A 13,757-nucleotide genomic window follows, 5' to 3' on the forward strand; every position below is an offset into this window, starting at 1 on the left:
CGCGGCCACTGGGGTGAACCGGCCTCGGCGCTTCCCCATATCCTGGAGTGATCATGTCGGCCCCGTCCTCGTCACCTGACCCGTCCCCGTCTCCACCGGACACCGCTGCATCGGACATCCCCCGCTCGGATCTGCTCCGCGCACTCGACGACGTGGGCCTCGTCGACGCCGACCGGTTGCGTCGTCGCATCGATCGGCTCGCCGCGCGCCCGGATGCCGCGAAGTGGCGACAGTTGGTCGCCGATGTCGACAAGGCACGCGCCCGTCTCGACCGGCGGCGCGCGACCGTGCCGATTATGCGCTTCCCCGACGAACTACCGGTCTCCGCCGCACGCGACGAGATCGCCGAGGCGATCCGCAACCACCAGGTCGTGGTCGTCGCGGGCGAGACCGGCTCGGGCAAGACCACCCAGCTCCCCAAGATCTGCCTCGAACTCGGGCGTGGCATCCGCGGGTCGATCGGGCACACCCAGCCCCGGCGCATCGCCGCGAGCTCGGTCGCCAAGCGCATCGCCGACGAGACCGACACCGAACTCGGCGACGCGGTGGGCTACTCCGTCCGGTTCACCGACCGGTCGGGCGCCGACACCCTCGTCCGGGTCATGACCGACGGCATCCTGCTCCGCGAGATCGCCACCGACCCCATGCTGCGCCGCTACGACACCCTCATCATCGACGAGGCCCACGAGCGCAGCCTCAACATCGATTTCATCCTCGGCTATCTGCGCCGCCTGCTGCCCCGACGCCCCGATCTGAAGGTGATCATCACCTCGGCGACGATCGAACCGGCGCGCTTCGCACGGCATTTCAGCACGCCGAAGACCTCGGTCCCGGTCATCGAGGTATCCGGACGCACCTATCCGGTCGAGATCCGGTATCGACCGCTGAGCCTGCAGGAACGCCCCGACGACGGGGACGACGCCGGCGGCGGCGAACATGCGGATCTCGACCAGATCCAGGGCATCGACGCCGCCGTCGACGAACTGTGGGCCGGTGGCCGCGGCGACATCCTCGTGTTCCTGCCCACCGAACGGGACATCCGAGAGACCGCCGAGGCGCTCCGTCGACGAACCGGCGGCAGCAAGGGTCCCGGTGCCGAGATCGTGCCGCTCTATGCGCGACTTTCGATCGCCGAGCAGCAGAAGGTGTTCTCCCCCTCCGACGGACGCCGGATCGTGCTGGCGACCAACGTCGCCGAAACGTCGGTGACCGTGCCCGGCATCCGCTACGTCATCGACACCGGCACCGCCCGTATCAGTCGGTACTCGACCAGGACCAAGGTCAATCGTCTTCCCATCGAACCGGTCTCACAGGCCAGTGCCCGGCAGCGGGCCGGTCGATGCGGTCGTGTCGCCCCGGGCGTCTGCATCCGTCTCTACAGCGAGAACGACTTCGACTCCCGGCCGGCCTTCACCGACCCGGAGATCCTGCGCACCAACCTCGCGGCGGTCATCCTCCAGATGACCTCGCTGAAACTGGGTGAGATCGCCGAGTTCCCGTTCGTCCAGCCGCCCGACGACCGCGCGATCCGCGACGGTATGGGTGTTCTCACCGAACTCGGCGCCATCACCGTCCCGCGCGAGGGCGGGCCCCCGCGACTGACCCCGATCGGCCGGTCGATGTCGCGGATCCCGGTCGATCCCCGGGTCGCCCGGATGCTCATCGCCGGACACGAACTGGGTTGTCTCGACCACCTTCTCGTGATCGCCGCCGCGATGTCGCTCCCCGATCCACGGGAACGGCCGGCCGAGCACCGGGAGGCCGCCGACGCCCAGCACCGGCGCTTCGTCGTCCCGCAGTCGGACTTCCTGTCCTACGTGGAGCTGTGGCGGTACCTCGGCGAACAGCGCAAGGAGTTGTCCGGCAGCCGCTTTCGGCGCATGTGTGAGCGCGAGTACCTCCACTTCCTGCGCATCCGGGAGTGGCAGGACCTCCACCGGCAGCTGACCGAGATCGTCAAGAACCTCGACTGGTCGGTCGCGCCCACCGAACTCGACGCCGACGCCGTCCACCGATCCATCCTGTCCGGGTTGCTCAGCAACATCGCCGCCCGCAACACCGAGGGCCGCGAGTTCACCGGTGCGCGCAACACCACGCTGATGATCTTCCCCGCTTCTCCGCTCGCCAAGAAGCCGCCCGCCTTCATCATGGCGGCCGAGGTCCTCGAGACGTCGCGCCTGTTCGCCCACACCGTCGCCGGGATCGATCCGCTGTGGGCCGAGAAACTCGCCGGGGATCTCGTGAAGCGCACCCACAGCGAGCCGCATTGGTCGGCGAAACGCGGAGCGGCGATGGCCTACGAACGCGTGACCCTCTACGGGGTCCCGCTCGTCGCCCGCCGGCGCGTCGACTACGGCCCCATCGACCCGGTGGTCTCCCGGGAGCTGTTCATCCGGCACGCTCTCGTCGAGGGCGATTGGCGGACGCAGCACGCCTTCTTCGACCGCAATCGCACGCTTCTCGAGGCCGCCTCGGACGTCGAGAACCGCACGCGCACCCGGGGTCTCGTGATCACCGAGGACCAGCTCTTCGAGTTCTACGACCAGCGGCTACCGTCCGACGTCACCTCGGCCCGGCACTTCGACACCTGGTGGAAGAAGGCCCGCCGGGCCGAACCGGATCTGCTGGATCTGCGCCCCGAGGACGTCACGGGAGGCACCGACGTCGCCCCCACGGACTATCCCGGCGCCTGGCAGCAGGGCGACACCCGACTCGAACTGCGCTACCGGTTCGAACCGGGCGCACCCGACGACGGCGTCACCGTCGTGATCCCGCAGGCACTGCTCCCCCATGTCCGACCGGCCGGCTTCGACTGGTCGGTCCCGGGCATGCGCGCCGAACTGGCCACCGCACTGGTCAAGTCGCTGCCGAAACAGCTCCGCAAGAGCATGTCGCCCGCGCAGCGATTCGCCGAACTCGCGCTCGGCCGGCTCACCCCGCGCAAGGAGCCGCTCACCACCGGGCTGGCCCGCGAGCTCTCGGCGATCACCGGGATGCGGGTGACCGCGGGCGATTTCGACACCGACCGGGTACCGCCGCACCTGCGCATGCATTTCGCGGTGGCCGACGACTCCGGACGGATCGTCGCCCGCGCCGACTCGTTGCCCGAACTCCAGCAGACCGGAACGCCCGCGGCGCCGAAGACGGTGTCGCGCAACCTGTATAAGACCTGGACCGCCGATGGGATCGGCTCGCTCGCCGAGCAGACGACGGTCGATGTCGCGGGGCAGCGGCTGACCCGGTACCCGACGATCGACGTGGTCTCCGACGCGAAGGGCCACGCGCGCGGCGTTGTCGTCGTCGATGCGGCTAGCCCGGAGACACGGGACCGCCTCCTGCGACGCGGGATCGTCGCCCTCCTCGACCTCGCGATACCTCCGCTGCACAAGCGGATCGCCGGCTCGCTGAGTCCGGTCGAACGACTCGCCCTGAGCCAGAGCCCGTACTCGACCACCGAGGCACTGCTCGCCGACTGCACCCGACGGGCCATTCGGGACACGGTCGCCGACATCGACGACGCAGAGCTCGCCGCGGTTCGCTCACCACAATCCTTCTCGGCGCTGCTCGAACGGATCCGGCCACGGGTCGCCGCGGCCGCACCGGACTACTTCTCGCTGGCCGTCGCAGCCCTCGAACGGATGTCCCCGCTGCGGGCGGCGATCGACCGGCACGCCGGTTCGCTGGCTGCCGACGACGTCGCCGAACAGGTCGCCCACCTCGTGTTCGACGGATTCGTGGCGGCTACCGCGCGACGCCACCTGGAGAATCTGCCGCGCTATCTCGACGGCGCGCAAGCACGTCTGGAGGCACTACCCGCGTCCGCAGCACGCGACCAGGCCGGGGTGGCCGCCGTCGATCGCGTCGTCGAACGGTGGGCCCAACGCCTCGAACAGGTACCCGAGCACCGGCGGGCGGTGGTCGACGACGAAGCGCAGTGGCTCGTCGAGGAGTTGCGCGTGGGGCTGTTCGCCCAGCGTCTCGGCACCGCGTTCCCGGTGTCGGAGAAACGGGTCCTACGAGCTCTGGACCGACTCGGCTGACACGGGTTCGGCGAGCGCGCTCCCGGATCCCGATGCCGCCTTCAGGTCGTCGATCTCGCGCTGGAAGTCCTCCACCGAGTCGAACGACCGGTACACCGAGGCGAAGCGCAGATACGCCACCTCGTCGAGATCGCGGAGCGGGCCCAGGATGGCGAGTCCGACCTCGTTGCTGGGGATCTCGGCCGATCCACTGGCGCGCACCGTGTCCTCGACCTGCTGGGCGAGCTGCGCGAGCGCGTCCTCGGCGACGTGGCGGCCCTGACAGGCTCGCCGCACGCCACGCATGACCTTCTCCCGGCTGAACGGCTCGGTCACGCCGTTGCGTTTGACCACCGCGAGCACGGCGCTCTCCACGGTCGAGAACCGGCGACCGCACTCCACACAGGAGCGACGGCGGCGGATGGCCTGCCCTTCATCTGCGACACGCGAGTCGATGACCTTGGTGTCGTCGTTCTTGCAGAAGGGGCAGCGCATCGTGTCCTCACGCAGGTCGCGGGACGCTGGAACGCACCCGAAGCGTGCGCCCCGCCGCTTGTCGGCCGGCCCCTGTGACATCGAGGATACCGCCCGGCCTCAGCGGTACCGGGGGGTGAGCAGGGGCTGGCCCACCTGCAGCGCGCTCGACCCCAGATCGTTCATCGCGACGATCTCGTCGATCACGACCTCGCGCGGCATCTCGGGTGCCACCCGGCCGGCGATCGAGCTGAGCGAGTCCCCCGAGCGCACATGGACGACCTCGGAACTCACGGCGGACGGTGTCAGCGAGTCCGAGTAATTCTGGCCGACGACACCGAACACCCACACGACGAACGCCAGCCCGACACCGGCGAGGAGCGCGACCGCGGTGCGGCGGCGGCGACGGAACACCGCCGCGTCGGGCCCGACCGGGCCACGTCCCCGGACCCCGACCGGAGAGCCACAGTGGGTACCGCCCACCCGCGGGGTCACCGGCGATGCCCCCCGCGGCCGGGTGCCGGCCGGCCGGTTGTCGACCGGTCGGCCGCCGTCGGACAGCGGGGCGCGGGTCCGGACGCGATCGGCGCGGTCGGTGCGCGGCCGGACGGCGTCGGGACGGTCGGTGCGGACGGGAGCGACGAGAGTGGCGGTGCGCATGGTGCCCTCCGGTGTTCGGGTGTCTGGGATCGTGCGGGTGTGGTGGTCGGTGTTCGAACATCGATCAGATGTTCGATGCACTGATGTTCGAATTTGTAGCACGACGTCCCGACAAAGTCTCGCGACACATCGAACAAATGTTTGAGGTGCCGGTCGCACTCCGCTAGGCTCGGACCCGGCGCAAGCCATCTACCAGCACGTTCCGAAGACGAGAGGAACCGAACATGAGTGACACCGGCGATAGGCGCGGCCGAGCGCGGGGCGCCGACGACGAGGCCCCGTTCGACGCCGCCGCCGCCGAGGCCTCACTCACCCCGCGACAGGCCGGGGTCCTGGAGGTGATCCGCCGCTCGGTGCGCGAGCGCGGTTATCCGCCGAGCATCCGGGAGATCGGCGACGAGGTCGGCCTGGCCTCGACGTCATCGGTGGCCCATCAGTTGCGGACGCTGGAACGCAAGGGGCTGCTCAAGCGCGACGCGAACCGTCCCCGTGCGGTCAACATCGCCCCGAGTGACACCCCGTCGCCGGACACCCCGACGGCCGGCCAGCTTCCCGAGCCGACCTTCGTGCCGGTTCTCGGCCGTATCGCGGCCGGCGGTCCGATCCTGGCCGAGGAGGCCGTCGAGGACGTCTTCCCACTGCCCCGTGAGCTCGTCGGCGAGGGATCGCTCTTCCTGTTGCGCGTCGTCGGCGAGTCGATGATCGACGCCGCGATCTGCGACGGCGACTGGGTCGTGGTCCGGCAGCAGAACGTCGCCGACAACGGCGACATCGTCGCGGCCATGATCGACGGCGAGGCCACCGTGAAGACCTTCAAGCGTCAGGGCCCGAACGTCTGGCTCATGCCGCACAACGAACTGTTCGATCCGATCCCGGGCAACGATGCCGTCATCCTCGGCAAGGTCGTCACCGTGATGCGGCGAGTCTGACCTCTCCACCGACCGAACCGTCGAGCACCGCCGCGGCCGCCTCGCGCGCCGCGGCGGGATCCGAGGTGGACAGGGCAGCCTCGGCGGCGGCCCGGCAGTCCGGTGCGGACACCTCGCCGAGCCGGGCCCCCACGGCCGCCGCAGCAGCCGGCGCGCTGGACAGCGAGGTGACCCCGAGACCGACGAGCACGCAGGCGAGGTTCGGATCGGCGGCGGCCTCGCCGCACACCCCGACCGGCTTTCCCTGACGTGCACCCGCTGCCGCGACACCCGCGATGAGGCTCAACACGGCCGGTTGCCACGGGTCGGTCAGTCCGGCGAGATCGGCCGACATCCGGTCGGCCGCCATCGTGTACTGGGTCAGATCGTTGGTGCCGATGGACACGAAGTCCACCTCGGCGAGGACGGCTTCGGCCAGGATCGCCGCCGCGGGCACCTCGATCATCACCCCGGCGACCAGACCACGGCCGCGGACCTCGGCGGCGAAGGTGCGCGCCTCCGCCGGCGAGGCGATCATCGGCGCCATGACCCACGGCGCGACGGCCGACCCCGACGCGGCCTGCGCGATCGCGTCGAGCTGATGCGCGCGGATCTCGGGGTGCGCCAGCGCGATCCGATCGCCCCGCACGCCGAGCGCTGGGTTCGATTCGTCGGGATGGGTCACGAACCGGAGCGGTTTGTCGGACCCGGCGTCGAGGGTGCGGATGACCACCTTCTGCCCGTCGAACGCATCGAGCACCTCCCGGTAGATCGCGGCCTGCTCGTCCACCGACGGTTCGTCGGCACGCTCGAGGAACGCGAGTTCGGTGCGGAAGAGCCCGACGCCCTCGACGGGGTACCCGGCCGCGGCGCGTGCCGACGATCCGTCGGCGACGTTGGCGAGCACCGCCACGGCGACCCCGTCGGCGGTCTGCCCCGGACCGGTCCAGCCGGCGACGAGTGCGGCATGCCGCCGATCCTCGTCGACGCGAGCCCGGGCCGCCTCCGCATCGGGCTCCACCTCGATCCGCCCGGTGCTGCCGTCGACGAGAACGGTTGTGCCGGGCTCGATCTCGTCCAGGTCGGCCACCGCCACCACGCACGGGATCCCCAGCTGGCGCGCGATGATCGCGGTGTGGCTGGTCGGTCCGCCGAGGCGGGTGACGAGGGCGATGGTGCTCGTGGGGTCGAGGCCCGCGGTGTCGGCGGGCGCGAGGTCGTCGGCGAGCAGGACCGACGGCACCTCCGGAGTGGGCACACCGGGTTCGGGTAGGCCGAGCAGTTCGGCGAGGACCCGGTCGCGCACGTCGTTGAGATCGGTGACCCGCTCGGCCATCAGTCCGCCGAGCTTGGTGAACACCGCCGCGAACTGTTCGGTGGCCGCGACGGCAKCGGCCTCGGCGGGGGCGCCCTTGCCGATGAGCGCGGTCGCGGCACCGATCCAGCCGCGGTCCTCGGCCAGGCCCGCCGTCGCGGCGAGCACCTCGGCCGTCACCCCGGTGTTCTGCGACGCGCGCGTGCGCAGCCGCGCGGCGACGGCGCCGGCCGCGGTGGCGAAGCGCGTGACCTCGTCGGCGCGCCGTTCCTCGGCGATCTCCACACCGACGCCGAGCTTCTCCGGCGAGTGGTCGGGTCGCTCGCCCGGCCACAGCGCGGGACCGTGGGCCAACCCGCCGACCACCGGGGTTCCCGTCAGGATCTGCGCCATCGTCTTGCCTCTCACTCGACTACCGATGTGACCACCGTTACAAAAAGTGCTTGACTTGTCAACACAAACAGGCGTAAACACAATTACTACAACATCCAATCCCACACGCCTCAACAAGCGGGTTGGTCGAAACCGGAGATCGGAGCGGTGTGTACGCCGAGGAGAGACAACAGGCGATCGTCGACGAGGTGCGACTCGCGGGGCGGGCATCCGTGGCCGCGCTCGCCGAGAAATTCGACGTCACCAGCGAGACCGTCCGACGCGATCTCGCGGTACTGGAACGCGCCGGACATCTCCAGCGGGTCCACGGCGGCGCCGTGCGCGCCGAGATCATGCGCACCCTCGGCGAGCTCGGGATCGACGAACGGGAGTCGAGCCAGATCGAGCAGAAGACCGCGATCGGCCGGGCGGCCATCCGGTTCCTGCCGCCCGACGGCGGCTCGGTGCTCTTCGACGCCGGCACCACCACCTACCGCGCGGCCGAGGCGACCGCTCCCGATCGGAGGCTCACCCTGTTCACCAACAGCCTGCCCATCGCCGGCCTGCTCGCGGGAACCCATCCCGACGGTCTCCATGCCCTCGGCGGACGCGTACGCGGTCTCACCCAGGCGACCGTGGGCGTCGACACCGTGGACGCGCTTCGCCGACTGCGCGTGACCACCGCCTTCATCGGGACGAACGGCCTGAGCGAGGCCCACGGGTTGTCGACACCCGACCCCGACGAGGCCGCGGTCAAGGCGGCGATGGTCGCAGCCGCGCAACGGGTCGTGGTCCTTGCCGACAGCTCGAAGATGGACCGCGAGGACCTCACCTCCTTCGCCGGACTCGACGACGTCGACGTCCTCATCACCGACTCCGGGATCGACCCGGCCTATTCGGCGGCCCTGTCCGCGCGTGGCGTCGAGGTCGTGATCGCATGATCGTCACCGTCACCGCCAACCCGAGTCTCGACCGCACCCTCGAACTCGGCGCACCGCTCGCCCGCGGCGAGGTGCAGCGCGCCGGCGTGGTCCGCACCGAGCCGGGCGGCAAGGGCGTCAACGTGGCCCGGGTCGTCGCGGCCGCGGGCCTGGCCACCCGCGCACTGCTCCCGGCGCGGCCGGGCGACCCGCTGCGGGCCGCACTCGACGACCTCGCACTCCCCTACGACGCCGTGCCGGTCGACGGCGAGGTCCGGTCCAACATCACCATCGCCGAATCCGACGGGACGACCACCAAGATCAACGCACCGGGCGTCACCTTGACGGGCCCGGACCGCGAGGCGCTCGTCGGGCTGATCCGTGAGCACGCCGGCTCCGCGCAGTGGGTCACCCTCTGCGGGTCGCTGCCTCCCGGCGTCCCCGACGACTGGTACCGCTCGATCGCCGACGACCTCGTCCTCGCCGGCTGCCGGGTCGCGGTGGACACCTCGGGCGCTCCCCTCCGTGCCAGCGTCACCGGTCGCGTCGACCTGATCAAGCCCAACGAGGACGAGCTCGCCGAACTGACCGGCGCCGACCCCGGACAGCTCCGAGAAGCACTCGCGCGCAACGATCTCGGACCGGTCATCGACGCCGCTGCGACCATCGCCGAACAGATCGGGGGCAACGTCCTCGCCACCCTCGGCGCCGTCGGGGCCGTGTTGGTCACCGCATCCGGCGTGTGGTCGGCGACCCCGCCGCCGATCGTCCCGCGCAGCACCGTCGGCGCCGGCGACTCGTCACTGGCCGGCTACCTCATCGCGCAGAGCACCGGGGCCGCGCCCGCCGACTGCCTCCGGTCGGCCGTGGCGTACGGCGCGGCGGCCGCATCGCTCGCCGGCACCCAGGCCCCCACGCCCGACCACCTCGACCTCCCCGGCGTGCGGGTGACCGAACTGTCGGGAGCCGCGCGCATGACCTGACGGCACCGTCCCGGCGAGTCTCCACATCCATCCAACACCGCACCCATCCAGCACCGACTCCATCCACCATCGACCCACCCAGCACCGACCCCACTCTTTCCACCGAAGGACATCCCATGACCGAGCAGATCATCACCGCGCAGACGGTGAGTCTCGACGTCGACGCCGGCGGCGATCCCGCCGCCGTCATCACCACGCTCGCCGACGCCCTCGCCGCGGCCGGCCGGACCACCGATCCCGCCGACCTCGCGCGGGCCGCACTGGACCGAGAAGCCAAGTCCGCCACCGGACTTCCCGGCGGCATCGCCATCCCGCACGCCCGTACCGCGTCGGTGACCGCGGCCAGTCTCGCCATGGCGCGGCTGTCCCGCAAGGTCGACTTCGGCGCACCGGACGGGCCGGCCGACCTGGTCTTCCTCATCGCCGCGCCCGAGGGGGGTGCCAGTGCGCACATGAAGCTCCTCAGCTCGCTGGCCCGCTCACTCGTCCGGCCCGACTTCGTGGCCTCGCTCCGCGCGGCCGAGAACGAGGAGCGGGTCATCGAATTGGTCAACGAGGCCATCGACCCCGCACCCCCGGCCCCCGCCACCGCGCCGACCGCCACCCCGTCGACCACTGCCCCGTCGACCACTGCCCCGGCCGCCGCGGCAGCACCAGCGACGTCGACCACGGAACCCGAAGGTGCGCCGGCCCGCCCGGACTCGGACCGGACCCCGGACCCGGGACCGGCCACGCCGCGCATCGTCGCGATCACCGCATGCCCGACCGGCATCGCCCACACCTACATGGCGGCCGACGCCCTGAAGTACGCCGCCGAGCGGGCCGGCGTCGAGTTCGCGGTGGAGACCCAGGGGTCCTCGGCGACCACGGCCTTCGATCCGGATGTGATCGCGTCGGCCGACGCCGTCATCTTCGCCACGGACGTCGGGGTCAAGGACCGCAACCGGTTCCGCGGCAAACCCGTCATCGCATCCGGGGTGAAGCGCGCCATCAACGAACCCGACGCCATGATCGCCGAGGCGGTCGCGGCGGGGCGCGACCCGAACGCGGCGCGCGTCACCGGCGACGGCGCGGACGCGGACGCGGCCGACTCGTCGAAGTCGGGCATCGGTCTCGCCGGCCGTACCCGCCAGGCACTCATGACCGGTGTGAGCTACATGATCCCGTTCGTCGCGGCGGGCGGACTGCTCATCGCGCTCGGCTTCCTGCTCGCCGGCTACGAAGTCGCCAACACGAACCTCGACGACGGCGGCACCCTCAGCGACGGCGCGTTCATCGCCCTGAACAACAGCCTCTGGGATCTGCCGGCGGGCGGGTTGTTGCAGTACCTGGGCGCGGTGAGCTTCGCGATCGGCTCGGGCGTGATGGGCTTGGCCGTACCGGTCCTCGCGGGCTACATCTCGTTCGCGATCGCCGACCGCCCCGGTATCGCACCCGGTTTCGTGGCCGGCATCGTCTCGCTCGCCGTGGGCGCCAGCTTCATCGGCGCACTGATCGGCGGTCTCATCGCCGGCGTGGTGTGCCTGTGGATCGCGCGGACCCCGGTGCCCCAGTGGGCTCGTGGTCTCATGCCGGTCGTGGTCATCCCGCTGTTCGGCAGCATGATCGTCGGCGGACTGCTCTACATGGTCCTCGGCAAACCGCTAGCCTGGCTGACCGAGCAGATGAACAGCGGCCTCGAGAGCATGTCCGGCGGATCGGCCATCGCCCTCGGCATCGTGCTCGGCCTGATGATGTGCTTCGACCTCGGCGGACCGGTCAACAAGAGCGCGTACCTGTTCGCCACCGCCGGGATCGCCGACGCGGCGACTGCCGGACCCGCGCAGTTCCAGATCATGGCGGCGGTCATGTGTGCCGGCATGGTGCCCCCGCTCGCCCTGGCTCTCGCCACCGTCGTCCGACCGGGCCTGTTCACCGAACCGGAGCGCGAGAACGGCAAGGCCGCATGGCTCCTCGGCGCGTCGTTCATCTCCGAAGGTGCCATCCCGTTCGCCGCGGTCGACCCCTTCCGGGTCATCCCGTCGATGATGGCCGGTGGTGCCCTGAGCGGTGCGCTGATCATGGCCTTCGGTGTCGAACTGCGCGCCCCGCACGGCGGCATCTTCGTCTTCTTCGCCATGAACAACTGGGTCCTGTTCCTCGTCGCGCTGGTCGCCGGTACGGTGCTGTCCGCCGTCCTGGTGGTCGCGGCCAAGCAGGTGCACCGCAGTCGCGACGCCGTCGCCTTCGACGAGCTCGAGGCGGTCGCCGTCTGACACCCGATCACACGACCACCTGACATCCGGGGCGCTCCCCGGCACCGAATCGCCCGACAACCACCACAGAACACACGACAACACTCGAAGGAGTTCCCATGCCCAGCACCACCGCCACCGTCGGCTCCGCAGTCGGACTGCACGCCCGCCCCGCCACGATCATCGCCGAGGCGGTCGCCGAGACCGGCAGCCCGGTGACGCTGGGCCTCGAGGGCGGTGACCCGGTGGACGCGGGGTCGGCGCTGATGATCATGACGCTCGGGGCCGAGAAGGGCACCCGCGTGGTCGTGACGGCCGACGACCAGGCTGCGCTCGACACCATCGTCGGTCTCGTCGAGAAGGATCTCGACGCCGACTAGGTCCGTACAGCCGACTGGGTCCGTACAGCCGGCGTGGCGCTCAGATCCGGAGGTCCGCGATCTCGCCCGCGAAAGCGGCCGGGACGCGGACCTTCATCGTGGTACCGGTCTCGGTGTGCTCCGACGAGATGACCTCGCCCTCGCTGTGGACGCGAGACACGACATCACCCCGGTCGAACGGCACCTCGATGGTCATCTCGACGTCCTCGCGGCCGACGAACTCGCGCACCCGCCCGAAGAGTTCGGGCAGTCCCTCGCCGGTCCGGGCGGAGATGAACACCGCATCCGGACCGAGCGCGCCGCGCAACTCGGTGAGTCGGTTGCCGTCGATGGCGTCGATCTTGTTGATGACCAACAACTCCGGCGGCGCGGTGACGCCCTCTTCGGCGACGATCTCGTTGATGACCTGACGGACGGCCGAGATCTGTTCCATCGGGAAGGCGTCCGCACCGTCCACGACGTGCAGCAGCAGATCGGCGTCGACGACCTCCTCGAGCGTCGAGCGGAACGCCTCGACGAGTTGGGTCGGCAGATGCCGGACGAACCCGACCGTGTCGGTGAAGACGACCGCGCGGCCGTCGTCGAGCGTCGCCCGTCTCGTGGTGGGATCCAGGGTCGCGAACAACGCGTCCTGCACGAGGACACCGGCGCCGGTCATCGCGTTGACCAGGCTGGACTTGCCCGCGTTGGTGTAGCCGGCGACGGTGATCGTCGGGATCGAACCGCTCTTGCGCGCAGCACGTTTGGTGTTCCGCGCCTTCTTCATGCCACGGATCTCGCGCCGCAGCTTGGCCATCCGCTCCCGAATGCGGCGACGGTCGGTCTCGATCTTGGTCTCACCGGGACCGCGCAGGCCCACACCGCCGTTGCTGCCCGCCCGGCCACCGGCCTGACGGGACATCGATTCACCCCAACCGCGCAGACGCGGGAGCATGTACTCCATCTGGGCGAGGGACACCTGCGCCTTGCCCTCCCGCGAGGTCGCGTGCTGGGCGAAGATGTCGAGGATCAGCGCGGTGCGGTCGATGACCTTCACCTTCACCACCTTCTCCAGCGCATTGAGCTGGGCGGGGGTGAGCTCACCGTCGCACACGACGGTGTCGGCGCCGGTCGCGAGGACGATCTCGCGCAATTCCTCGGCCTTGCCACTGCCGATGTAGGTGGCGGGATCGGGTTTGGAGCGACGCTGGATCACCGCGTCCAGGATCTGTGAACCGGCCGTCTCGGCGAGGGCGGCCAGCTCGGTCATGTTGGCCTTCGCGGCAGCCGCGCTGCCCTCGGTCCACACGCCGACCAGGACCACGCGTTCGAGTCGTAGCTGCCGGTACTCGACCTCGGTGACGTCGGTGAGTTCGGTGGAGAGTCCCACGATGCGCTGCAGTGAGGCGCGCTCGGACAGTTGGAGTTCGCCGGTGGTGGGATCCGCGGTGTCGCGGATCCCGAGATCGGCCGCGGACATGATCTGTGCTTCTGATTCGGTCATACGGGAACC

The 13,757-nt window shown here is 70.4% G+C and carries 10 protein-coding genes; 6 read left to right on the top strand and 4 right to left on the bottom strand.

All coding sequences use genetic code 11. The annotated features are described in order from the left end of the window. The first annotated feature begins 53 nt into the window (after positions 1 to 53). Positions 54 to 4,040 (top strand): ATP-dependent RNA helicase HrpA, encoded by a 3,987-nt coding sequence (gene hrpA / locus A9310_RS00180; RefSeq protein ID WP_065629070.1) that lies wholly within the window; start codon positions 54 to 56, stop codon positions 4,038 to 4,040. On the opposite strand, the gene nrdR is transcribed toward hrpA, so the two are convergent. Beyond that, positions 4,014 to 4,514, bottom strand: a complete 501-nt coding sequence (gene nrdR, locus A9310_RS00185) for a transcriptional regulator NrdR (RefSeq protein ID WP_058250310.1) — start codon at positions 4,512 to 4,514, stop codon at positions 4,014 to 4,016. The two genes, hrpA and nrdR, sit on opposite strands and share 27 nt — an antisense overlap. Positions 4,515 to 4,613: 99 nt before the next feature. Beyond that, positions 4,614 to 5,153 (bottom strand): LysM peptidoglycan-binding domain-containing protein, encoded by a 540-nt coding sequence (locus tag A9310_RS00190; protein ID WP_065628912.1) that lies wholly within the window; start codon positions 5,151 to 5,153, stop codon positions 4,614 to 4,616. A 224-nt stretch (positions 5,154 to 5,377) separates the two neighbouring features. Here A9310_RS00190 and lexA point away from each other — a divergent pair, with 224 nt between their 5' ends. Continuing rightward, positions 5,378 to 6,082, top strand: coding sequence for a transcriptional repressor LexA (gene lexA, locus A9310_RS00195; RefSeq protein ID WP_058250198.1), 705 nt, complete (start codon positions 5,378 to 5,380; stop codon positions 6,080 to 6,082). On the opposite strand, the gene A9310_RS00200 is transcribed toward lexA, so the two are convergent. Then, positions 6,060 to 7,769, bottom strand: coding sequence for a phosphoenolpyruvate--protein phosphotransferase (locus A9310_RS00200; RefSeq protein ID WP_065628913.1), 1,710 nt, complete (start codon positions 7,767 to 7,769; stop codon positions 6,060 to 6,062). The genes lexA and A9310_RS00200 overlap by 23 nt on opposite strands. A 149-nt stretch (positions 7,770 to 7,918) precedes the next feature. Here A9310_RS00200 and A9310_RS00205 point away from each other — a divergent pair, with 149 nt between their 5' ends. The 4 genes from A9310_RS00205 (at position 7,919) to A9310_RS00220 (ending at position 12,265) form a co-directional block, all read left to right on the top strand. Next, positions 7,919 to 8,689, top strand: coding sequence for a DeoR/GlpR family DNA-binding transcription regulator (locus A9310_RS00205; RefSeq protein ID WP_058250196.1), 771 nt, complete (start codon positions 7,919 to 7,921; stop codon positions 8,687 to 8,689). Beyond that, the gene (locus A9310_RS00210; RefSeq protein ID WP_065628914.1) at positions 8,686 to 9,651 is read left to right on the top strand and encodes a 1-phosphofructokinase family hexose kinase; all 966 of its coding nucleotides are present in this window, start codon (positions 8,686 to 8,688) and stop codon (positions 9,649 to 9,651) included. Before A9310_RS00205 ends, A9310_RS00210 begins: the two co-directional genes overlap by 4 nt. A gap of 116 nt (positions 9,652 to 9,767) precedes the next feature. Continuing rightward, positions 9,768 to 11,906: a fructose-specific PTS transporter subunit EIIC gene (locus A9310_RS00215; RefSeq protein WP_065628915.1), complete on the top strand. Its 2,139-nt coding sequence runs from the start codon at positions 9,768 to 9,770 to the stop codon at positions 11,904 to 11,906. Positions 11,907 to 12,004: 98 nt separating this feature from the next. Then, the gene (locus A9310_RS00220; RefSeq protein WP_058250193.1) at positions 12,005 to 12,265 is read left to right on the top strand and encodes an HPr family phosphocarrier protein; all 261 of its coding nucleotides are present in this window, start codon (positions 12,005 to 12,007) and stop codon (positions 12,263 to 12,265) included. Positions 12,266 to 12,305: 40 nt separating this feature from the next. Here A9310_RS00220 and hflX read toward each other — a convergent pair whose 3' ends face one another. After that, a complete protein-coding gene (gene hflX, locus A9310_RS00225) occupies positions 12,306 to 13,748 on the bottom strand; it encodes a GTPase HflX (protein WP_065628916.1) in 1,443 nt (480 codons plus the stop codon). Positions 13,749 to 13,757 lie beyond the last annotated feature (9 nt).

Source organism: Gordonia sp. UCD-TK1 (assembly GCF_001691435.1).
Classification (GTDB): Bacteria; Actinomycetota; Actinomycetes; order Mycobacteriales; family Mycobacteriaceae; genus Gordonia; species Gordonia hongkongensis.

Excerpts from the sequence above, each read along its gene's own strand:
- hflX (WP_065628916.1), bottom strand. The coding sequence starts at position 13,748 with ATGACCGAATCAGAAGCACAGATCATGTCCGCGGCCGATCTCGGGATC.
- lexA (WP_058250198.1), top strand. The coding sequence starts at position 5,378 with ATGAGTGACACCGGCGATAGGCGCGGCCGAGCGCGGGGCGCCGACGAC.
- hrpA (WP_065629070.1), top strand. The coding sequence starts at position 54 with ATGTCGGCCCCGTCCTCGTCACCTGACCCGTCCCCGTCTCCACCGGAC.
- A9310_RS00215 (WP_065628915.1), top strand. The coding sequence starts at position 9,768 with ATGACCGAGCAGATCATCACCGCGCAGACGGTGAGTCTCGACGTCGAC.
- A9310_RS00210 (WP_065628914.1), top strand. The coding sequence starts at position 8,686 with ATGATCGTCACCGTCACCGCCAACCCGAGTCTCGACCGCACCCTCGAA.
- A9310_RS00220 (WP_058250193.1), top strand. The coding sequence starts at position 12,005 with ATGCCCAGCACCACCGCCACCGTCGGCTCCGCAGTCGGACTGCACGCC.
- nrdR (WP_058250310.1), bottom strand. The coding sequence starts at position 4,514 with ATGCGCTGCCCCTTCTGCAAGAACGACGACACCAAGGTCATCGACTCG.
- A9310_RS00190 (WP_065628912.1), bottom strand. The coding sequence starts at position 5,153 with ATGCGCACCGCCACTCTCGTCGCTCCCGTCCGCACCGACCGTCCCGAC.